Below are 20,518 nucleotides of genomic sequence, written 5' to 3' on the forward strand. Positions count from 1 at the left end.
TACGGGCGCGGTGTGCACCGGCCACGCCGCTCCGCACCGCTAGCATCGCCTGACGACACCGAGGAGGACGAGCGATGCGCGTCATCATGATGGGCCCGCCCGGCGTGGGCAAGGGCACCCAGGCGGCCGTGCTGTCGCGCGAGCTGGGGGTGCCGGCGATCTCCACCGGCGATCTGTTCCGCGCGCACATCGCCGACGGCACCGACCTCGGACGGCGTCTGCGGGCGCTCGTGGAGGCCGGCGAGTACGTGCCGGACGAGCTGACGAACGCCCTGGTCGCCGAGCGCATCGCCGAGGAGGACGCCCGGGACGGGTTCATCCTCGACGGCTACCCGCGCACGCTCGCCCAGGTGGACGCGCTGGCGGAGCTCCTCGAGGAGCGGGGCACGCCGCTCTCGTGCGTCGTGCTGCTGACGGCCGACGCGGACGTGGTCCTCGAACGGCTGCACGTGCGGGCGCAGGAGCAGGACCGCGCCGACGACGACCCCGAGGTGGTGCGGAACCGGATCGAGGTCTACGAGCGCGAGACGGCTCCTCTGGCGGAGGTCTACGACGAGCGCGAGCTCCTGGTGCGGATCGACGGCTCCGCCTCGCAGGACGAGGTCGCCGCGAGGATCATCGCGGCGTGCCGGCCCGAGTGAGCCGACCCGCCGCGACGCGGGGTCAGATCGCCGAGGCGAGGACCTCGTCGAGCTTGGCCGAGGCCTCCTCGTCGGTGCCCTTCAGGGCGAGCGAGAGCTCCGACACGAGGATCTGACGCGCCTTGAGGAGCATCCGCTTCTCGCCGGCCGAGACGCCGCCCGCCTGCTCGCGGCGCCACAGGTCGCGGACGACCTCGCTGACGCGGTACACGCTGCCGCTGGCCATCTTCTCCTGGTTGGCCTTGAAGCGGCGGGACCAGTTGCTGGCCTCCTCCGCGACGTCGCTGCGCAGGACGTCGTAGACCGCCTGGACTCCGGCGTCGTCGATGATCTCGCGGACGCCGACGAGCTCGGCGTTCTCGACGGGGAGGGTGATGGTGAGCTCGCTGGTGTGCACGTTCATCGTCATGAACGTCTTCTCGACGCCCTTGACCGAGCGCTTCTCGAGCCCGGTGATCGTCACCGCTCCGTGGTGCGGGTAGACCAGGGTCTCGCCGACCTCGAATGTCATCATGTCGTGCCTTTCGTCGTGGGGCGTGGTGGGAGTGAGGAGTCCAGGGGGCGCAGCGGCGCCGCGGCGAGCCAGGCCGGGAGCAGCGCGACGAGGTGCTCGACCAGCTCCTCGTCGGTGCCGTCGAGGGAGCCGGCGAGCCAGGCGCCGACCACGGAGAGGACGCCGCCGGCCGCGAAGACCGCGGTGAGCTCGGGGTCGACCGCTGCGGGGACGTCGACCCGGGCGAGCACCTCGCGGTGCAGGGCGAGCGCCGTGTCGAGCACGGCGTCGTCGGAGGCGACCCGGGCGGAGGCCCGCGCGCGGAGCCGGGCATGGAAGGCGTGGCGGTCGACCAGCCGCTCGACGAGCCGCGAGTAGCCGCGCTGCAGGGCGTCGGCTCCGGAGCGGTCGGCGGGATCGCCCTCGGCGACGTCGGCGACCACGAGGTCCTGGCGGAGCAGCGCGGAGGCGACTCCCGCCGCGTCGTCGAAGTGGGCGTAGAACGAGCTGCGGCTGATCCCGGCCTCGCGCACGATGTCGCTCACCGCGATGCCCTCGGCCCTCTCGCCGTCGCTCTGCATGACGAGCCGCTCGACCGCGTCGAACACGCGGCGGCGGGTGCGCCGGGCTCGCGGATCGGCGGAGCCGAGCGCCGAGGGGGACTCCGCCGCGGGCACGGAGGCGAGGCGGGCGGGAGTCATCGGCGTAAGTCTACCACTTCCCGGACAGGTGTACGGGAAGAGCGTCAGGCGCCGGTGCGCACCTGGTCGAGGCCGGCGATGCGGTCGATCGCGGCCTGCTCGCTCGGCGAGACCCGGCCGAGATACCGGCCCAGGAACACGAACAGCAGGCGGTTCGCCGTGATCGCGGGCCACCACGGGCGCCGGAGGCCCAGGAGCCTCCGCACCTCGGGGCTGAGCGAGGCGACCGCGCCGGCGAACAGCAGCGGGTAGACCACGCCCGCCTCGCCCGGCAGCCGGATGTCGCGGAGGAAGCCGACCGCCTCGTGCACGCGTGCGTCGGGCTTGAGCTCGCCCGCGAATCCGGCGAGCTGCGCGCGGAGCTCCGCGACGCTCTCGGGCGGATCCTCCACTCCGAGCAGCCGGCCGGAGGCGGCCCACTCGCGCACGTAGGCGTCGGGGCCGCCGGGGATCCGTCCGCCCCAGATCTCGTGGGCGCCGAGGAACGCGTCGGTGAAGGCGTCGTGCACCCAGAGCAGCAGGCGGGGGTCCTGCGCCGAGTAGGAGCGCTCACGCCCGCCGGCGTCCTCGTAGGAGCCGACGATCCGCTCGTGCACGCCGGTCACCCAGCGCGCCGCTCCGCTCGCCGCGGCGGTGTCGCCGAAGCTGGTGGTCAGGACCCAGCGGACCGTGTTGTCGAGGCGGCCCATCGGGTCCTGGCGGTAGCGGGAGTGGTCGTGCACACCGGCCATCGCTCCGGCGTGGAGGGTCTGCATGAGCAGAGCCCGCACTCCGGCGATCATCGTGGGCAGGCCGCCGTTGACCGCCCAGACCGCGCTGCCCGGTCCGAAGAGCCCGGCGTCGTCGCCCTTCTCGAGGGCGACGATCCAGTCGGCGCGGGGGCGGGGGCGGCGGCGTCTCATCCGCTCAGTGTGCGCTCGGATCCTGGGCCGCGGCTGGCCGTTCTGTCACCCTTCGTGGGGCCGTGGTCACTCGGCCAGCAGTTCGCGGACGTCGTCGGCCGACAGCGCCCGGGCGAAGAGCTCGCCCTCGTCGAGCACCGCCGTGCTGAGGCGGCCCTTGCGCTCCTGGAGGCGCACGATCTTCTCCTCGATCGTGTCCGTCGCCACCAGCCGGTACACGTTCACCCGCCGCTCCTGGCCGATGCGGTGCGCGCGGTCGACGGCCTGCGCCTCGGCCGCCGGGTTCCACCACGGGTCGAGGATGAAGACGTGGTCGGCCTCGGTGAGGGTGAGCCCGGTGCCGCCCGCCTTCAGGCTGATCAGGAAGACGGGCGCGGCTCCCGAGCGGAACTCCTCGATCACTCCCGCGCGGTCCCGCGTGGAGCCGTCGAGCTGCACGAACGGGATGCCGCGCCGACGCAGCCGCTCCCCCGCCCGCTCCAGGTACGAGGTGAAGGTGCTGAAGACGAGGGCCCGACGGCCTTCCGCGATCACGTCGTCGAGCTGCTCGACGAGCACGTCGAGCTTCGCGGACGGGACGTGCCGGTAGGCCGGGTCGACCAGGGACGCGTCGAGCGCGAGCAGGCGCAGGAGGGTGAGCGATCGGAACACCGTGAAGCGCTGCCGGTCGAGGTCGTCGACCAGACCCAGGAGCTTCCGCCGCTCGCGCTGGAGGTAGCCGTCGTAGAGCACCCGGTGGGCGGGGGTCAGCGCGACCTCGATCGTCTGCTCCTGCTTCTCGGGGAGCTCCGGCGCCACCGCCTCCTTGGTGCGGCGGAGCAGGAACGGACGCAGTCGTCGGCGCAGTCTCTCGAGGCGGCGGCGCGCGCCCTCGGTGTGGCTGACGGTCCGTCCCTCGGACAGATCGGGCGAGGCGATGCCGACGGGCGCCTCCGCGTGCAGGATCGGCCGGGTGTACTCCTCGCGGAAGCGGCGCAGCGGCGGCAGGAGCCCGGACGCCACCAGGGCGAGGACCGCCCAGAGCTCGTCGAGCGAGTTCTCCAGCGGTGTGCCGGTGAGCGCGAGCGTGACGGGCGCGCCGACCCCGCGGGCGGCCCGGTGCGTCTGCGAGGCGGGGTTCTTGACGAACTGGGCCTCGTCGAGTATCAGCGCCGACCACGTCCTCGACGCCCAGTGCTCGCCGCCGAGGCGCAGGACCGCGTAGCTGGTGAGGACCACGTCCGCGTCGGCCGGGATCGCGTCGAGCGCGCCCTCCCGCGAGCTCGCGACGACGTGGACGCGCAGGGCGGGCGCGAAGCGCTCGGCCTCCGAGCGCCAGCCCGGCACGACCGAGGTGGGGGCGACCACGAGGAACGGCGCGCGGCGGATCCCGGCGCGGCCCGCCTCCTCGACCGCGTCGAGCATCATGGCCAGCGCCTGCAGGGTCTTGCCGAGGCCCATGTCGTCGGCCAGGATCCCGCCGAGCCCGTGACGGAGGCGGTGCACGAGCCAGGCGTAGCCCGCCCGCTGGTACGGACGCAGCCGGGCGGTCAGGCCCTCCGGCGGCTCCACGTCCTCCGGCGACCCGGCGGCCAGCGCGGAGTCGAGCACGGCGCGCCACGCGTCGGAGGGGACGCTCTCGTCGGCGAGCTCCTCCAGCTCGTTCCACAGCCCGGTCTGGTGCCGGCCGAGCCGCGGTCCCGTCTCCCACTCCTCGAGCTCGTCCGCCCGGGTCAGCAGCTCCCGGAGCCGGTCGAGGCCGGGGTGCGCGAGCGAGAGGTAGGAGTGGTCGACCAGGCGGATGCGGTCGCCGCCCGCGGCCAGAGCGCGGAAGAGGGGCAGGAACGGCACGGTCGCGTCGCCGATGGTCACGACGACGCCGAGGTCGAACCAGTCGGCGCTCTCGGTGTCGACCGCGGTGATGGTGAGCGTGAGCGGTCCGGTCAGCAGGCGGTAGTCCGGGGCCGCGCCCTCGCGCTCGATCCGGACCCCGCCGATCCCCTCCAGCTGCGGGAGCTGCTCCACCACGAACACCGCCGCCTCGGCCCCGCGCAGGACCGCACTCGTCCCCGGCTCCGGCACGAGAGCGGACCCGGCCTCGCCGAGCACCGAGCGCACCCGGCGGAGCACCGCGCGCTCGAGAGCGGCGTCGGCCGTGCCGTCGAGCTCGCCCGCGCGATCGGCCGAGCGGCGCCAGTGCCAGCCCACGCCGACGGCGCGCCGCGGCTCGAACGAGACCGTGCAGACCAGGCGCGGGGGCTCCGGATCGTCCAGGACGAGGTCGACGCCCTCCTCGCGCACCGCGATGCGGCCGCGGAGGGCGGGGAGGTGCTCGCCGACGAACTCGGGCACGTCCTCCGCCGGGACCTCCGTCTCCTCGGGGTGGTCGAGGAGCCGCAGCTCCTCGTCGTCGAAGGGCAGGGACGCGGGCGCGAGCAGGAGCGAGGACGGATCGCCGCCCTCGACCGCGTAGACGCCGTGCCGGGCGACCGGACGCGCCGACTCGGGCGCGTGCTCCGCGCCGTCGATCCGCAGGACGGGCCGCAGCCGGAGCGCTCCCTCCTCCGCCGAGACCGTCACCGCCACATGCGCGGGACCGGCGAGACGGACCGCGCCCTTCTCCGGGGCGAGCAGCGGGATCCCGGCGGCCTGCGCCTGCTCGAGCAGCCGCCAGAGCAGCGGGCTCTCGTAGTCGTCGAGGTGGATCCAGTCGGGGTCCTGCCCGAGGTGGACGGTGCGCGTGGCGCGGTGCAGAGCCGCGAACTCGGCGAACCAGCGCTGGTGAGCGGGGTCGAGCGAGAGCCGGTGGGTCTGGAAGTTCAGCGACTTCCAGGTGAGGGTGGTGCGGTTCCAGGCGCCCCCGCGCCCACGGACGGCGGGGCGGGTGGCCAGACGGTGGTCGCGGCGCTCGTCGGGGTCGTAGGTCTTCGCCGTGACGCGCTCGCTCGCCGGCGCCCGCCACGGATCGTCGGCCCGGCGCACCAGCCGGCGCAGCTCGAACTGCAGCCCGATCGGAGTGAGGACGGTCGGCGACTCGGCCTCGGGGGGTCCGCTGAGCTCGCCGACGCGGGCGCGCCAGGAGGAGGGGGTCGACTCGGGAGGCACCGCCCCATGCTGCCACGCGCCGCCGACACCCCCGCCCGCACCGCGTGACGGGCAGAATCGGAGGATGACCAGCAGCGACTCCCCCGCGCCCACCGTCCTCACCCTCGGCAGCGAGAGCCTGCGCCTCGCCCTGACGACCGCCGGGGCCGAGATGACGTCCCTCCGCGACGACGAGGGCCGCGAGTACCTGTGGCAGGCCGGCCCGGAGTGGCGCCGGCACGCTCCCGTCCTGTTCCCGATCATCGGGCGCCTCCCCGGCGACACGCTGCACCACGACGGCGCGGACCACCGGATGGGGCAGCACGGCTTCGCGCGGGACCGGGTCTTCGAGCTCGCGGGCGTCTCGGCGGACGAGGCGGTGTTCCGGCTCCGGAGCGACGACGCCACGCGCGCGGTGTTCCCCTTCGACTGGACGCTCCTCATCGCCTACGCCGTGACCGGCGCCTCGCTCCGGATCACCCAGACCGTCGAGAACAGGGGTCCCTCTCCGCTGGGCTTCTCGCTCGGGAACCACCCGGCCTTCGCGCTGCCGCTGCCCGAGGGCCGCGGCGAGCACCGCATCCGCTTCGCGCAGCCCGAGCCGGAGGGGTACCGCCGCGCTCCGGAGAACCTGCTGCTCGAGGCGCGCCACCCGGCGCCGCTCGAGGACGGGGTCCTGACAGTGGACGACGCGCACTTCGAGGAGGGCGTGATGATCTTCGACGAGCCGCGCCGGCGGACCCTCCGGCTCGAGGCCGACGGCGCCGCCCGCGCGATCGTCGTCGACACCGGGGACTTCGACGTGGTCGGCGTGTGGAAGCCCGTCGGGGCCCCGTTCGTCTGCCTCGAGCCGTGGCGGAGCGTCCCGACCCCCGAGGGCTGGGACGGCGACATCGTCGACAAGCCGCGCCAGATCGTCCTCGAGCCGGGCGGCCGGCGGTCGCTGCCCTACAGCATCGCGCTGAGCTGAACGTCCGCACGCTGGATCTGCGCGTCGAGCAGCTCGAAGCGGCGGATGATCAGCCCCTCGCGGGTGGCCCAGGGGCAGATCACCAGCGTCTCGATGCCGAGGGCGTCCATGGCCGCCTCCGCGATGAGAGCGCCCGCGAGCAGCTGCGGAGCCCGCAGAGCGGAGACGCCGGGCAGCGCTGAGCGATCGGCCGCGCTGATCGCGGCGAGGCGGGCGGACCACAGCCGGAGGTCGACCAGGTGCAGCTCGCGGCGCACCAGCGGACCGGCGGCGCTCGGAGCGGCGCCGGTGATCCGCGCCAGAGACCGGAAGGTCTTCGACGTGCCTGCGACCAGGTCGGGGCGCCCCAGGGCGAGGAAGCCGCGGACGGGCTCCGCGAGCACCTCGCGGGCGTGACGCCGGGCGGCCTTCACGCTCGTGGCCGAGGCGGGATCGCCGACCAGCAGGTCCCGCGTCACCCGCCCCGCTCCGAGCGGGACCGACACGGCGAGCTCGGGCACCTCGTCCACGCCCATCGAGAGCTCGAACGAGCCACCGCCGATGTCGAGGTCCAGGATCGAGCCCGCGCCCCAGCCGAACCAGCGGCGCACGGCGAGGAAGGTGGCCGACGCCTCCGCCTCGCCGCCGAGCTCCTGGAGGTGCACGCCCGTCTCGGCGCGGACCCGGTCGAGGACCGCCGCGCCGTTGCCGGCCTCGCGGATCGCCGAGGTCGCGAACGCCAGCAGGTCCTCCGCGCGGTGCTCGCGGGCGACCTCGGCGGCCTCGGTCACGAACGCGATCAGCTCGCGCTGGCCACGCTCGGTGATCTCCCCCGCCTCGTCGAGGTGCGCCACGAGAGCGAGGCTCCGCTTGTGCGAGCGGTAGGGCACCGGGCGGGCGCCGGGGTGCGCGTCGACGAGGAGCAGGTGGACCGTGTTGGAGCCGATGTCGAGCACGCCGAGTCGCATGGGTCCACGGTATCCGCCCGCGGAGGCGCGTCCCGCCACGCGGACCGCCGGGGAACGCCGGAGGGCCCGGCCGCTCTCGCGACCGGGCCCTCCGGGGGTGCTGGACTCAGTGGTCCCAGTTCTCGGCCCTGTCGGCCGAGCTGGACGAGCCGACGATGTGCACCCGCATGTCGTTCGTCGTGCCGGCGCGCCCGGGGGGCGATCCGGAGACGACGACCACGGTCTCGCCCGCCTGGGCGAGGCCCTCGCGGAGCAGCACCGCGTCCACCTGCGCGAACATCGCGTCGGTGTGGTTGACGCGCGGCGTGACGAAGGACTGGACGCCCCAGTTCAGCGCCATGCGGCGGCGGACGGCCGGCTCGGGGGTGAAGCCGATGATCGGGATGCCGTGGCGCAGGCGCGTCATGCGGCGGACCGAGTCGCCCGACTCCGTGAACACGCAGAGGAACTTCGCCTCGACGAACTCCGCGACCTCGGCGGCGGCCAGCGTGACCGATCCGCCCTGGGTGCGGGGCTTGCTGCCCAGCGGGGGGATGCGCTCCAGGCCGTGCTCCTCGGTGGACTCGACGATGCGGGCCATGGTCTGCACGGTGACGACGGGCCAGGCTCCGACGCTGGTCTCGCCCGAGAGCATGACCGCGTCCGCGCCGTCGAGGATGGCGTTCGCGACGTCCGAGGCCTCGGCCCGCGTGGGGCGGGGGCTCTCGATCATCGACTCGAGCATCTGGGTCGCGACGATGACCGGCTTCGCCCAGCGGCGGGCGAGCTCGACGGCGTGCTTCTGCACGATCGGCACCGCCTCGAGGGGCAGCTCGACGCCGAGGTCGCCGCGGGCGACCATGATGCCGTCGAAGACGTCGATGATCTCCTGCAGGTTGTCGACCGCCTGCGGCTTCTCGATCTTGGCGATGACGGGAGCCTTGCGGCCCTCCTCCGCCATGATCTCGTGCACGCGCTCGATGTCGCTGGCGTTGCGCACGAAGGAGAGGGCGATGATGTCGGCGCCGAGGCGGATCGCCCAGCGGAGGTCGTCCTCGTCCTTCTGGGAGAGGGCGGGGACGTTGACCGCGACACCGGGCAGGTTGATGCCCTTGTTGTTCGAGACGTTGCCGGGGACGACGACCTCGGTGACGACCCGGGGGCCCTCGACGGCGGTGACGCGGACAGCGACCTTGCCGTCGTCGATGAGGAGCATGTCGCCCGGGTTCACGTCGTCCGGGAGGCCCTTGAACGTGGTGCCCGAGAGCTCGCGCGTGCCGAGGACGTCCTCGGTGGTGATGGTGAAGACGTCGCCCTCGGCGAGGGCGTACGGGCCGCCCTCGAACTTGCCGAGGCGGATCTTCGGACCCTGCAGGTCGACGAGGATCGCGACCGCGCGCCCGGCGTCGTCCGCGGCCTTCCGCACGATGCGGTAGATGCCTTCGTGGACGTCGTAGCTTCCGTGACTGAGGTTCATGCGGGCCACGTCCACGCCGGCGTCGATGATCGCACGAATGGTCTCGTACGACGACGTTGCCGGGCCGAGGGTGGCGACGATTTTCGCTCGTCTCATTGAGGGGGTGCTCCGTTGTTCTGCGCCCGGAGGCGCGTCGTTAGCGGGGAGGGTGAGCTGATTGCTGGCGGGCCGAGACTATCGCGTCCCGGGGACTAGAGCGTGAAGCCCCGGTCGTTGGGGCCGACCGGCGCCGGCAGCTGGGTCGTGCCCTCGAGGTAGCGGTCGACCTCGGCCGCGACGGAGCGGCCCTCGGCGATCGCCCAGACGATCAGGGACTGGCCGCGCCCGGCGTCGCCGGCCACGAAGACGCCGGGGACGGTCGTCTCGAAGGCGTCGCCGCGCGCGACGTTGCCGCGCTCGGTGAAGGGGACGTCGAGCTGGCGGCCGAGGTGGTCCGCCTCCGGGCCGGTGAAGCCGAGGGCGAGCAGGACCAGGTCGGCCTGGATCTCGCGCTCGGTGCCCGCCTTGGGGACGCGGCGCCCGTCGAGGTACTCGGTCTCGGCCACGCGCACCGCGCGGACCTCGCCGCCCTCGTTCGCGAGGAACTCCACGGTCGACGCGAGGAACATCCGCTCCCCGCCCTCCTCGTGGGCGCTCGAGACCTCGAACACGGTCGGGTCCATCGGCCAGGGCTGGCTGTCCGGGCGCTGCGACGGCGGCTGCTGCCCGATCGCCAGGTTCGTGACCGACGCGGCCTTCTGGCGGTGGGCGGTGCCGATGCAGTCCGCTCCGGTGTCGCCTCCGCCCAGGACGACGACGTGCTTGCCCTCGGCCGAGATCTGCTCGAAGACGCGGTCGCCCGCGATCGCGCGGTTCGACTGCACGAGGTACTCCATGGCGAAGTGCACGCCGTCGAGGTCGCGACCCGGGATCGGCAGGTCGCGCGGCACGAGAGCACCGGTGGCGACCACGACCGCGTCGTAGCGCGCCCGCAGGTCGTCCCAGGTGATGTCGGAGCCGATGTCGACGCCCGCGCGGAACCGGGTGCCCTCGGCCTTCATCTGGTTCAGGCGGAGCTCGAGGTGCTTCTTCTCCATCTTGAAGTCCGGGATCCCGTAGCGCAGGAGGCCGCCGATGCGGTCGTCGCGCTCGTAGACCGCGACGGTGTGCCCGGCGCGGGTGAGCTGCTGAGCGGCGGCGAGCCCCGCCGGGCCGGAGCCGACGACCGCGACGGTCTTGCCGGTCAGGCGCTCCGGCGGGTGCGGCTGCACCCAGTCGTTGCCGAAGGCCTGATCGATGATCGAGACCTCGATCTGCTTGATCGTGACGGCGGGCTGATTGATGCCGAGCACGCAGGACGACTCGCACGGCGCCGGGCAGAGCCGGCCCGTGAACTCCGGGAAGTTGTTCGTCGCGTGCAGGCGCTCGATCGCCTGGCGGCCCTCGCCGCGCCACATCAGGTCGTTCCACTCGGGGATCAGGTTCCCCAGCGGGCAGCCCTTGTGGCAGAACGGGATGCCGCAGTCCATGCAGCGGCCCGCCTGCCGGCGCAGCACGGCGGAGTCGCCCTGCTCGTAGACCTCTTTCCAGTCCATCAGGCGGACGGACACGGGACGCCGCTTGGGCAGCTCCCGGTCCTGCACCTTCAGGAACCCCTTGGGATCAGCCACCGGTCACCTCCAGAATCCGTCCCCAGACGACGTCGCCGTCGGGATCGAGCCCCTCCTCCACAGCGGATGCGCGCGTCGCGAGCACCGCGGCGAAGTCGCGGGGCAGTACCTTGACGAAACGCGAGACCGTTCCGTCGAAATCGTCGAGCATCCCCTGGGCCAGGGTCGACTCGGTCTCCGCGACGTGCCGCTCGAGCAGGTCGCGCAGGATCTCCACGTCGGCGCTGCCGAGCTCGGAGAGGGTCAGCTCGCCGGAGGCGATCGCGTCGCGGTTCACGAGCTCGCGGCGCAGGCCGTGGATGTAGGCCGTGCCGCCCGACATGCCGGCGCCGAGGTTCCGCCCGGTCTCGCCGAGGATCACCGCCAGGCCGCCGGTCATGTACTCGAGCGCGTGGTCGCCCACTCCCTCGACCACCGCGGTGGCGCCGGAGTTGCGGACCAGGAAGCGCTCGCCGACCATCCCGCGGATGAACATCGTGCCCTGGGTCGCCCCGTAGCCGATCACGTTGCCCGCGATCACGTTCGTCGAGGCGTCGAAGGTGCTGCGGCGGTCCGGCCGCACCATGATCTGGCCGCCCGAGAGGCCCTTGCCGACGTAGTCGTTGGAGTCTCCCTCGAGCCGCAGCGTGATGCCGGCGGGGAGGAACGCTCCGAGCGACTGCCCGGCCGAGCCGCGGAGCGACACGACGATGGAGTCGGCCGGCAGGCCGTTCTCGCCGAATCGGACAGTGACCTCGTGGCCCAGCATGGTGCCGACGGCGCGCTCGGTGTTCTTGATCTCGCGCTCGATCCGCACGGTGCCGCGGTGGTCGAGCACGTTCGCCGCGAGGCGGATCAGCTCGTTGTCGAAGTGGTGCTCGAGCTCGTGCTCCTGCGCGCGGCCGTGGCGGCGCGGCTCCTCCGCCGTGAAGACCGGTCCGACGAGGATCGGCGTCAGGTCGAGCCCGCTCGCCTTCCAGTGCTCGATCGCCTGGTCGACGTCGAGCAGCTCGCGGTGGCCGACGATCTCGTCGACGCTCCGGAAGCCGAGCTGCGCGAGGTATTCGCGCACCTCCTGGGCGATGAACTCGAAGAAGTTGACGACGAACTCGGGCTTGCCGGAGAACCGCTGGCGCAGCTCCGGGTTCTGCGTCGCGACGCCCACCGGGCAGGTGTCGAGGTGGCAGACGCGCATCATGATGCAGCCCTCGACGATCAGCGGAGCCGTCGCGAAGCCGAACTCCTCGGCTCCGAGCAGCGCGCCGATGACGACGTCGCGACCGGTCTTCATCTGGCCGTCGACCTGCACGACCACGCGGTCGCGCATGCCGTTGAGCATCAGCGTCTGCTGGGTCTCGGCCAGGCCGAGCTCCCAGGGCGTGCCCGCGTGCTTGAGCGAGTTCACCGGGCTCGCGCCGGTGCCGCCGTCGTGACCCGAGACGAGGATCACGTCGGCGAGGGCCTTCGCGGTGCCGGCGGCGACCGCTCCGATGCCCGACTGGCTGACCAGCTTCGCGTGGATGCGCGCCGACGGGTTCGCCCGCTTGAGGTCGAAGATCAGCTGCTTGAGGTCCTCGATCGAGTAGATGTCGTGGTGCGGCGGCGGCGAGATCAGGCCGACGCCGGCGGTCGCGTGCCGGGTGCGCGCGATCCACGGGTACACCTTCGTCGGCGGCAGCTGACCGCCCTCGCCGGGCTTGGCGCCCTGGGCGAGCTTGATCTGGATGTCGTCCGCGTGGGTGAGGTACATGCTCGTGACGCCGAAGCGGCCCGAGGCGACCTGCTTGATCGCGGAGCGGCGCTCCGGGTCGAGCAGCCGCTCGGTGTCCTCGCCGCCCTCGCCGGTGTTCGACTTGGCGCCGAGGCGGTTCATCGCGATCGCGAGCGTCTCGTGCGCCTCCGGCGAGATGGAGCCGTAGCTCATCGCGCCCGTCGAGAAGCGCTTGACGATCGCCTCGACCGGCTCGACCTCGTCGATCGGGATCGGCGTGCGCCCCGCGGTGTCGAGCTTGAACATGCCGCGGAGGGTCATCAGCGAGCTCGCCTGGTCGTCGACCATCTTCGTGTACTCGCGGAAGACGTCGTAGCGGCGGTTGCGCGTCGAGTGCTGCAGGCGGAACACCGTGTCCGGGTTGAACAGGTGCGGGGCGCCGTCGCGGCGCCACTGGTACTCGCCGCCGACCGCCAGGCGCTCATGCGCGACGATCGCGCCGTCCTCGGGGTACGCGGCGCGGTGACGCGCGGCGTTCTCCTCGGCGACGACGTCGATGCCGATGCCGCCGAGCTTCGAGACGGTGCCGGTGAAGTACTGGTCGACGAACGCCTGGCTGAGGCCGACGGCCTCGAAGGTCTGCGCCCCGGCGTAGCTCGACACGGTGGAGATGCCCATCTTGGACATGATCTTCAGCACGCCCTTGCCGAGCGCCTTGATCACGTTCTTCACGGCCTTCTCCGGCGAGACGTCCGACAGCATGCCGCTGCGGACGAGGTCCTCGCAGGTCTCCATCGCCAGGTACGGGTTGACCGCGGAGGCGCCGTAGCCGATGAGCGTCGCCACATGGTGCACCTCGCGGACGTCGCCCGCCTCGACCACGAGCCCCACTCGCATCCGGTTCTCGGTGCGGATGAGGTGGTGGTGCACGGCGGCGAGCATCAGCAGCGAGGGGATCGGCGCGAGGTCCTTGGTGGAGTCGCGGTCCGAGAGCACCAGGAACTGCGCTCCCGCGGCGATGGCCTCGTCGGCCTCGTCGCACATCTCGTCGATGCGGTCCTGCATCGCGCGGGGTCCCGCGTCGACGCGGTACAGGCCGCGGATCGTCGTGGTGATGTGGCTCAGCGGGCGCGGCGCGATGTGCTGGATCTTCGCGAGCTCGTCGTTGTCGATGACCGGGAAGTCGAGGACGACCTGGCGCGCGTGCTCGGCACCGGCGGTCAGCAGGTTGCGCTCGGGGCCGAGGCCCAGGCGGAGCGAGGTCACGACCTCCTCGCGGATCGAGTCCAGCGGCGGGTTCGTCACCTGCGCGAAGGCCTGCGTGAAGTAGTCGAAGAGCAGGCGGGGGCGCTTGGACAGGACGGCCACGGGGGTGTCCGAGCCCATCGCTCCGAGCGGCTCCGCACCGGCGCGCGCCATCGGCAGCAGGAGGAGGCGGACCTCCTCCTCGGTGTAGCCGAAGGTGCGCTGGCGGCGGTTGACCGAGGCGGGCGTGTGCACGATGTGCTCGCGCTCGGGGAGGTCCTTGAGGTTGATGCGGCCCTTCTCGAGCCACTCCTCGAACGGACCGGAGGCGGCGAGCTGCCCCTTGATCTCCTCGTCCTCGACGATGCGGCCCTGCTCGGTGTCGACCAGGAACATGCGGCCGGGCTGCAGGCGTCCCTTGCGGACCACCTTCGCGGGGTCGATGTCGAGCACGCCGATCTCGCTGGCGAGCACCACGAGCCCGTCGTCGGTCACGACGTAGCGGCCGGGGCGGAGCCCGTTGCGGTCGAGAGTGGCGCCGACGAGCTCGCCGTCGGTGAAGACGATCGCGGCCGGGCCGTCCCACGGCTCCATGAGCATCGAGTGGTACTCGTAGAACGCGCGGCGCTTCGGGTCGAGCGCGCCGTCCTGGTTCTCCCAGGCCTCCGGCACCATCATCATGACCGCGTGCGGGAGCGACCGGCCGGCCAGGTTGAGCAGCTCGACGGTCTCGTCGAACGAGGCGGAGTCGCTGCGGCCGGGCGAGACGATCGGGAACAGCGGGGCCAGGTCGCCCAGCTCGCGGCTCTTCAGCTGCGACTGGCGCGCGCGCATCCAGTTGCGGTTGCCCTGCACCGTGTTGATCTCGCCGTTGTGCGCGATCATCCGGAACGGCTGAGCGAGCGGCCACGACGGGAAGGTGTTGGTGGAGTACCGGGAGTGCACCAGCGCGAGCTTCGACGCGAAGCGCTCGTCGGACAGGTCCGGGTAGAACGGCTCCAGCTGGAGCGTCGTCACCATGCCCTTGTAGACGAGCGTGCGGCTCGAGAGCGACATGAAGTAGACCTCGAGCTCGCGCTCGACGCGCTTGCGCAGGCGGAAGGTCAGACGGTCGAGGCGCACGGAGGAGAGGGGCGTGCCGCTCTCGTCGGTCAGCTCGCTCCGGATGAACAGCTGCTCGATCGCCGGCATGGCGGCCCGGGCGAGCGTGCCGATCTCGTCGGGCTGCACGGGCACGGAGCGCCAGCCGACCACGGCGAGGTTCTCCTCGCGGGCGATGTCGGCGATCGTCGACTTGACCCGCTCGCGCTCGAACACGTCCACCGGGAGGAAGGCGTTGCCCACCGCGTACTGGCCCAGCGGCGGGAGCTCGAAGGGAGCGACCGCGCGGAGGAACTCGTCCGGGATCTGCGTGATGATCCCCGCGCCGTCGCCCGTTCCCGCGTCGGAGCCGACGGCGCCGCGGTGCTCGAGGTTGCGCAGCGCGTTCAGCGCGGCGTCGATGATGTCGTGGCCGGCGGTGCCGCGCATGGTGGCGACCATCGCGAGACCGCACGCGTCCTTCTCGGCGGCCGGATCGTACATCCCCTGCGCCGGCGGCATGCCCAGGAAGGGCACGGCGCGGGCCGGGGTCGAGGGCTGGGCGGAGGCCATGGGAACCGTCCTCACGGGGGTGATGGCTGATCGGGACGTCACTGGCCCGCGGTGGTGGAGGAGGAGCGGCTCCCCGATCGGGAGGGCCGCAGGGTTCTGCCGTGGCGCGAGCGTCGCGCGCCGCCGGCGGTGCCTGCACGACGACCCGCCCGCGGCAGCGCTCGTGGCTGCGCCGCGATGGGGCGGTCGTGGAGGTGTCGGGCACCCGGGAGGCGGTCGCGGAGGCTCCGCGACCTCCGTCAGGTGCGGGAGACCGCCGGCTTCTCGGCGTCGGTGCCGGAAGCAGGGGTGGTGGTGTCGTCGGAGTCGGACTCGACGTCCTCGAATTCTACCGCAGCCGGAGCGGGCGTCCACTCGCGACCCGGCCGGTAGGCCGAGGGCTCGGCGCCCGGGTGCTCGCGCTTCTGGATCACCACGAGGACCAGGCCGATGACCACGGCGATGAGCGCGGCCCAGACGTTGGTGCGGATGCCCCAGAAGAACTCGCTCGGGTCGATCCGGATGGACTCGAACCAGACGCGGCCGATCCCGTACCAGATCAGGTAGGCGGCGAAGACGGTGCCCCACTGCAGCTTGAGACGGCGCTCGAGCAGGAGGATGACCGCGATGCCGACGACGTTCCAGAGGATCTCGTAGAGGAAGGTCGGGTGGAAGAGCGTGCCCGCCGGGAGGCCGACGGGGAAGGCCGGGTTGGTGGTCTCGATCTCGAGGCCCCAGGGCAGGGTCGTGGGCAGGCCGAAGAGCTCGTGGTTGAACCAGTTGCCCAGACGCCCGAGCGCCTGCGCGGCGAGCATGCCGGGGGCGAGGGCGTCGGCGAAGGTCCAGAACCGCACTCCTGTCCAGCGGCAGCCGATGAACGCGCCGACCGCGCCTCCGATCAGCCCGCCGAAGATGGCGTTGCCGCCGTTCCAGATGCGGACGACCTCCCACGGGTCGGCGCCGTCGTAGAAGTAGTCGCCGGGGTGGGTGAGCACGTGGTAGGCGCGGGCGCCGACGATGCCGAGCGGCACGGCCCAGATGATGATGTCGAGCACGACCCACGGCTCCGCGCCGCGGCGCTTGAGGCGCTGGTTCGTCATGATCGTCGCCACGATGATCCCCGCGAGGATGCAGAGCGCGTAGGTGTGGATCGCGAGCGTGAAGGTGCCGATCGTGAGGTCGTACTGACTCCACGCGTCGGGGGGGCTCGGAATGCTCAGCGGTACGGACACCGGTACTCGACCTTTCGAAGGAGGGGGTCCCCCGGGCGCGGCTCTGCCGCGCCCCGGTGGGCATCCCGATTGTAGCGGGAGGGTGTCAGCGCGCGGAGCGCAGGCGGGTGCCCTCGGCGAGGCCGCGGGAGGTCTCGGCGACCGCGTCGACCCCGCCGGACGCCAGCGCCCGCACCAGGGCGGATCCGACGATGGCGCCGTCCGCGTAGGCGAGGATCTCGGCGACCTGCTCGCCGGTTGAGATGCCCAGGCCGACGCACGCGCTCTCGGAGCCGGCGGCGCGGAGGCGGTCGACCAGGGTGCGGGCCGCGGAGTCGACGTCGGTGCGCGCGCCGGTGATGCCCATCGTCGAGACCGCGTAGACGAATCCACGGCTCGAGTCGACGGCCTGGCGCAGGCGCGTGTCCGTCGAGGACGGCGCCGCGAGGAACACGCGGTCGAGTCCGAGCCGCTCGGAGACCGCGAGCCACTCGGCGCCCTCGTCCGGGATCAGGTCGGGCGTGATGAGGCCGGACCCGCCGGCCTCGGCCAGATCAGTGGCGAAGCGCTCGACCCCGTACTGCAGGACGGGGTTGTAGTAGGTCATCACCAGGACCGGCACGTCGACGCGCGCCCGGATCTCGCGGACGGCCTCGAAGCCGTGGCGGAGGCGGAAGCCGCCCGCGATGGCGGCCTGGGTCGCCTCCTGGATGACGGGTCCGTCCATCACCGGATCGGAGTAGGGCAGACCGAGCTCGATCGCGTCGACGCCGTTCTCCGCCATGGCCACGGCGGCGTCGATGCTGGTCGGCAGGTCGGGGAACCCGACGGGGAGGTAGCCGATCAGGGCGCCCGCCGCCTCCTCGTTCCGGCGCCGGACGGTCTCGGCGACGCTCGGTCCGCGGCCGCTCACGACTGCACCGCGCCCTGGTCCATGAGGCCGAAGTAGTGCGCAGCGGTCGTCATGTCCTTGTCGCCGCGGCCCGAGAGGTTGACCAGGATGGTGGCCTCGGGGCCGAGCTCGCGCCCGAGCTCCAGCGTGCCGGCCAGCGCGTGCGCGGACTCGATCGCCGGGATGATCCCCTCGGTGCGGCTGAGCAGCATGAGCGCGTCCATCGCGGCCGAGTCGGTGACCGCGCGGTAGTCGGCGCGGCCGATGCTCGAGAGCCATGCGTGCTCCGGGCCGATGCCCGGGTAGTCGAGGCCGGCCGAGATCGAGTGCGACTCGACGGTCTGGCCGTCCTCGTCCTGGAGGAGGAAGCTGCGGGCGCCGTGCAGGACGCCGGGGCGGCCCTTGCTGATGGTCGCCGCGTGGCGGGGGGTCTCGATCCCGTCGCCGCCGGCCTCGAAGCCGACGAGGCGGACCTCGGGGTCGTCGAGGAAGGCGTGGAAGATCCCCATCGCGTTGGAGCCGCCGCCGACGCAGGCGGTGACCGCGGTGGGCAGCGAGCCGGTGAGCTCGAGGACCTGCTCGCGCGCCTCCTCGCCGATGATCTTCTGGAAGTCGCGGACGAGGGCCGGGAACGGGTGCGGGCCCGCGACGGTGCCGAAGATGTAGTTCGTGGTGCCCACGTTCGTCACCCAGTCCCGCATCGCGTCGTTGATCGCGTCCTTGAGGGTGCGCGAGCCGGTCGTCACGGGGATCACCTCGGCGCCGAGCAGGCGCATGCGGGCGACATTGAGGGCCTGGCGCTCGGTGTCGACCTCGCCCATGTAGACCACGCAGTCGAGGCCGAACAGGGCGGCGGCCGTGGCGGTCGCGACGCCGTGCTGGCCCGCTCCCGTCTCGGCGATGACGCGGGTCTTGCCGATCCGCTTGGTGAGCAGCGCCTGGCCCAGCACGTTGTTGATCTTGTGCGAGCCGGTGTGGTTGAGGTCCTCGCGCTTGAGGATGATCCGCGCTCCGCCGGCGTGCTCGGCGAACCGCGGCACCTCGGTGATGATCGACGGACGGCCGGTGTAGCTGCGGTGCAGCTCCATCAGCTCGGCCGCGAACGCGGGGTCGACCTTCGTGCGCTCGTACTCGGCGCTCAGCTCGTCGAGGGCCTCGACGAGGGACTCGGGGACGTAGCGTCCGCCGAACTCGCCGAAGTAGGGGCCGAGTTCATCCCGGAGTGCCATGGGGGTACCGCCTATCGGAGTGGTCAGTGCGCCAGGAAGCCGGCGAGGGTGGAGACGGGGTCGCCGCCGGTGACGAGAGCCTCGCCCACGAGGACGACGTCGGCTCCGGAGCCGCGGTAGTGCGCGACGTCGTCGGCGGTGAGGACGGCCGACTCGGCCACCTTCACCGCGTCGTCGGGGAAGCGCTCGGAGAGGCGGCCGAAGAGGTCGCGGTCGAGCTGGAAGGTGGAGAGGTCGCGGGCGTTCACGCCGATGAGCCTCGCGCCGAGGTCGGCGGCCCGCTCGAGCTCGTCGGCCGAGTGCGTCTCGACGAGCGGGGTCATCCCCAGCTCGAGCACGAGGGCGTGCAGCTCGGCGAGCAGGGGCTGCTCGAGCGCGGCGACGATGAGGAGGACCAGGTCGGCTCCGGCCGCGCGGGCCTCGAGGACCTGGTACGGCTCGGCGACGAAGTCCTTGCGCAGGACGGGGATCGACACGCGCTCGCGGACCGCCTCGAGGTCCGCGAGGGACCCCTTGAAGCGGCGCTCCTCGGTGAGGACGCTGATCGCGCTCGCTCCCCCGAGCTCGTACTGTCCGGCCAGCTCGGCGGGGACGGGGATGTCGGCGAGGGCTCCGCGCGACGGGCTGGCGCGCTTCACCTCGGCGATGATCCTGACGCGCTCGGCGGGGGCCAGAGCGGCCAGGGCGTCGAGGGCGGGCGCCTGGGCGAGCGCGCGGCGCTCGACGGCTTCGAGCGGGGCGCTCTCGCGGCGCCGGGCCGCGTCGGCCAGGGCGCCGGCGGTGAGGTCGGCGAGCACCTAGGCGCGCGCCTTCGGGTTCGCCTTCGCGCCGTTGACGCCGTAGCCCGCCTTGGCCATGCCCATGCCCACGAGCAGACCCACCACGACCAGGCCGGCCGAGAGCCAGACCACCAGGGGCACGTCGAACCAGAACGCGATCGTGCCGATCGTGAATCCGACCAGCATGATGACGACGGCCGTCCACGCTGCGGGCGAGTGGCCGTGGTTGTCGTCGTCGTGCTCGGTGCTCATGGGTCTCCTCCTGGGGGTGCATCGGGACCAGAGCAGTCTAGCGTGAGGCGCCTGAGCGCCCGGCCCCGGACTCGCCTGTGCAGCCGCCTGCAGGAGGCGGGGATGCCGGACCGCCGGACACGACCCCGGCCGGTGTCAGCGGCCCGAGGTGGGGTCGTCGCCGCGCGAGAGCTCGTCCCACGAGACGACCGGGTCGATGTCGCCGTCGTCCGTCTGCACGGTCGACGCGCCGTGGCCGTAGCCGTCGGCGGGCTCGAAGCGGGACGCGCGCTTCCGCGCCGCTCCCGGCCAGCGGCGCGAGGTCGCGAGGACGCCGATCCCGAGCAGCGCGGTGAGCACGCCGCAGACCAGGGCGACGACGGGCCAGGCCGTCGCGGAGGACGAGGCCACGAGCGCGGCGACGGACTGCTCCCCCGCGATGGCGGTCGCCTCCGTGACCAGCGAGGCGCCGGCGCGCACGGGGTCGCCCAGTGCCGTCGCGGCCGCGAGCACCACCGAGGCGCCGAGGACGGCCTGGAGCACACCGAGCACGATCCGGAAGACGGGGCCGGCGATGGCGAGGGCCGCGGCGAGAGCGAGGCCCGCGAGCGCCAGGGCGGAGAGCGCGGGCGCGGCGACGGTCCCGGCCACGTCGATCCGCTGGCCCTCCCCCTCGATCGCGGCCAGGGTCAGCGTGGACCAGGTCTGGGTGGAGGCGGTCAGCTCGAGCGCGGCGAGCAGCACGACCCCGAGGATCGCCGTGTACTTCAGCCGCCGTCCGCTCATG

At 72.7% G+C, this 20,518-nt stretch carries 16 protein-coding genes; 2 read left to right on the forward strand and 14 right to left on the reverse strand.

Annotated elements, in window-relative coordinates; translation table 11 throughout:
• Positions 1-74 precede the first annotated feature (74 nt).
• Positions 75-641, forward strand: coding sequence for an adenylate kinase (locus C5B93_RS07255; RefSeq protein ID WP_104292120.1), 567 nt, complete (start codon positions 75-77; stop codon positions 639-641).
• 22 nt (positions 642-663) lie between these two features.
• Here C5B93_RS07255 and C5B93_RS07260 read toward each other — a convergent pair whose 3' ends face one another.
• From C5B93_RS07260 to C5B93_RS07275, 4 genes are all read right to left on the reverse strand, one after another.
• Entirely contained in the window at positions 664-1,152 is a 489-nt protein-coding gene (locus tag C5B93_RS07260; protein ID WP_068257183.1) for a CarD family transcriptional regulator, read from the reverse strand.
• Entirely contained in the window at positions 1,152-1,835 is a 684-nt protein-coding gene (locus C5B93_RS07265) for a TetR/AcrR family transcriptional regulator (RefSeq protein ID WP_104221877.1), read from the reverse strand. Before C5B93_RS07265 ends, C5B93_RS07260 begins: the two co-directional genes overlap by 1 nt.
• Before the next feature lie 44 nt (positions 1,836-1,879).
• Positions 1,880-2,737, reverse strand: a complete 858-nt coding sequence (locus C5B93_RS07270; RefSeq protein WP_104292121.1) for an oxygenase MpaB family protein — start codon at positions 2,735-2,737, stop codon at positions 1,880-1,882.
• A gap of 66 nt (positions 2,738-2,803) precedes the next feature.
• Positions 2,804-5,821, reverse strand: a complete 3,018-nt coding sequence (locus C5B93_RS07275; protein ID WP_104292139.1) for a DEAD/DEAH box helicase — start codon at positions 5,819-5,821, stop codon at positions 2,804-2,806.
• Positions 5,822-5,885: 64 nt separating this feature from the next.
• Here C5B93_RS07275 and C5B93_RS07280 point away from each other — a divergent pair, with 64 nt between their 5' ends.
• Positions 5,886-6,770 carry an aldose 1-epimerase family protein gene (locus tag C5B93_RS07280; protein WP_104292122.1) on the forward strand — a complete coding sequence of 295 codons (885 nt, stop codon included), beginning with the start codon at positions 5,886-5,888 and terminating at the stop codon, positions 6,768-6,770.
• Here the strand turns inward: C5B93_RS07280 and C5B93_RS07285 are convergent.
• From C5B93_RS07285 to C5B93_RS07325, 10 genes are all read right to left on the reverse strand, one after another.
• Complete coding sequence (locus C5B93_RS07285; RefSeq protein ID WP_104292123.1) at positions 6,749-7,717, reverse strand: exopolyphosphatase; 969 nt, start codon at positions 7,715-7,717, stop codon at positions 6,749-6,751. The two genes, C5B93_RS07280 and C5B93_RS07285, sit on opposite strands and share 22 nt — an antisense overlap.
• A 106-nt stretch (positions 7,718-7,823) precedes the next feature.
• Positions 7,824-9,269, reverse strand: coding sequence for a pyruvate kinase (gene pyk / locus C5B93_RS07290; protein WP_104221869.1), 1,446 nt, complete (start codon positions 9,267-9,269; stop codon positions 7,824-7,826).
• A gap of 95 nt (positions 9,270-9,364) precedes the next feature.
• Positions 9,365-10,822, reverse strand: a complete 1,458-nt coding sequence (locus tag C5B93_RS07295) for a glutamate synthase subunit beta (protein WP_104267306.1) — start codon at positions 10,820-10,822, stop codon at positions 9,365-9,367.
• A complete protein-coding gene (gltB, locus tag C5B93_RS07300) occupies positions 10,815-15,410 on the reverse strand; it encodes a glutamate synthase large subunit (protein WP_104292124.1) in 4,596 nt (1,531 codons plus the stop codon). Before gltB ends, C5B93_RS07295 begins: the two co-directional genes overlap by 8 nt.
• Before the next feature lie 239 nt (positions 15,411-15,649).
• Complete coding sequence (gene lgt, locus C5B93_RS07305; RefSeq protein WP_258065369.1) at positions 15,650-16,621, reverse strand: prolipoprotein diacylglyceryl transferase; 972 nt, start codon at positions 16,619-16,621, stop codon at positions 15,650-15,652.
• A gap of 85 nt (positions 16,622-16,706) precedes the next feature.
• Positions 16,707-17,513, reverse strand: coding sequence for a tryptophan synthase subunit alpha (gene trpA / locus C5B93_RS07310; protein ID WP_104232657.1), 807 nt, complete (start codon positions 17,511-17,513; stop codon positions 16,707-16,709).
• Positions 17,510-18,721 carry a tryptophan synthase subunit beta gene (trpB, locus tag C5B93_RS17475; RefSeq protein WP_104225310.1) on the reverse strand — a complete coding sequence of 404 codons (1,212 nt, stop codon included), beginning with the start codon at positions 18,719-18,721 and terminating at the stop codon, positions 17,510-17,512. The genes trpA and trpB overlap by 4 nt, the downstream gene beginning before the upstream one ends.
• A gap of 23 nt (positions 18,722-18,744) precedes the next feature.
• Positions 18,745-19,518 (reverse strand): indole-3-glycerol phosphate synthase TrpC, encoded by a 774-nt coding sequence (trpC, locus tag C5B93_RS07315; protein ID WP_104221862.1) that lies wholly within the window; start codon positions 19,516-19,518, stop codon positions 18,745-18,747.
• Positions 19,519-19,752: a DUF6704 family protein gene (locus tag C5B93_RS07320; RefSeq protein ID WP_104221860.1), complete on the reverse strand. Its 234-nt coding sequence runs from the start codon at positions 19,750-19,752 to the stop codon at positions 19,519-19,521.
• 135 nt (positions 19,753-19,887) lie between these two features.
• Entirely contained in the window at positions 19,888-20,517 is a 630-nt protein-coding gene (locus C5B93_RS07325) for a Trp biosynthesis-associated membrane protein (protein ID WP_104292125.1), read from the reverse strand.
• Position 20,518 lies beyond the last annotated feature (1 nt).

The sequence above is a fragment of the Rathayibacter sp. AY1A2 genome (assembly GCF_002930935.1).
Taxonomy (GTDB): Bacteria; Actinomycetota; Actinomycetes; order Actinomycetales; family Microbacteriaceae; genus Rathayibacter.

Excerpts from the sequence above, each read along its gene's own strand:
- C5B93_RS07255 (WP_104292120.1), top strand. The coding sequence starts at position 75 with ATGCGCGTCATCATGATGGGCCCGCCCGGCGTGGGCAAGGGCACCCAG.
- C5B93_RS07260 (WP_068257183.1), bottom strand. The coding sequence starts at position 1,152 with ATGACATTCGAGGTCGGCGAGACCCTGGTCTACCCGCACCACGGAGCG.
- C5B93_RS07265 (WP_104221877.1), bottom strand. The coding sequence starts at position 1,835 with ATGACTCCCGCCCGCCTCGCCTCCGTGCCCGCGGCGGAGTCCCCCTCG.
- C5B93_RS07270 (WP_104292121.1), bottom strand. The coding sequence starts at position 2,737 with ATGAGACGCCGCCGCCCCCGCCCCCGCGCCGACTGGATCGTCGCCCTC.
- C5B93_RS07280 (WP_104292122.1), top strand. The coding sequence starts at position 5,886 with ATGACCAGCAGCGACTCCCCCGCGCCCACCGTCCTCACCCTCGGCAGC.
- C5B93_RS07285 (WP_104292123.1), bottom strand. The coding sequence starts at position 7,717 with ATGCGACTCGGCGTGCTCGACATCGGCTCCAACACGGTCCACCTGCTC.
- pyk (WP_104221869.1), bottom strand. The coding sequence starts at position 9,269 with ATGAGACGAGCGAAAATCGTCGCCACCCTCGGCCCGGCAACGTCGTCG.
- gltB (WP_104292124.1), bottom strand. The coding sequence starts at position 15,410 with ATGGCCTCCGCCCAGCCCTCGACCCCGGCCCGCGCCGTGCCCTTCCTG.
- trpB (WP_104225310.1), bottom strand. The coding sequence starts at position 18,721 with ATGGCACTCCGGGATGAACTCGGCCCCTACTTCGGCGAGTTCGGCGGA.
- C5B93_RS07320 (WP_104221860.1), bottom strand. The coding sequence starts at position 19,752 with ATGAGCACCGAGCACGACGACGACAACCACGGCCACTCGCCCGCAGCG.
- C5B93_RS07325 (WP_104292125.1), bottom strand. The coding sequence starts at position 20,517 with ATGAGCGGACGGCGGCTGAAGTACACGGCGATCCTCGGGGTCGTGCTG.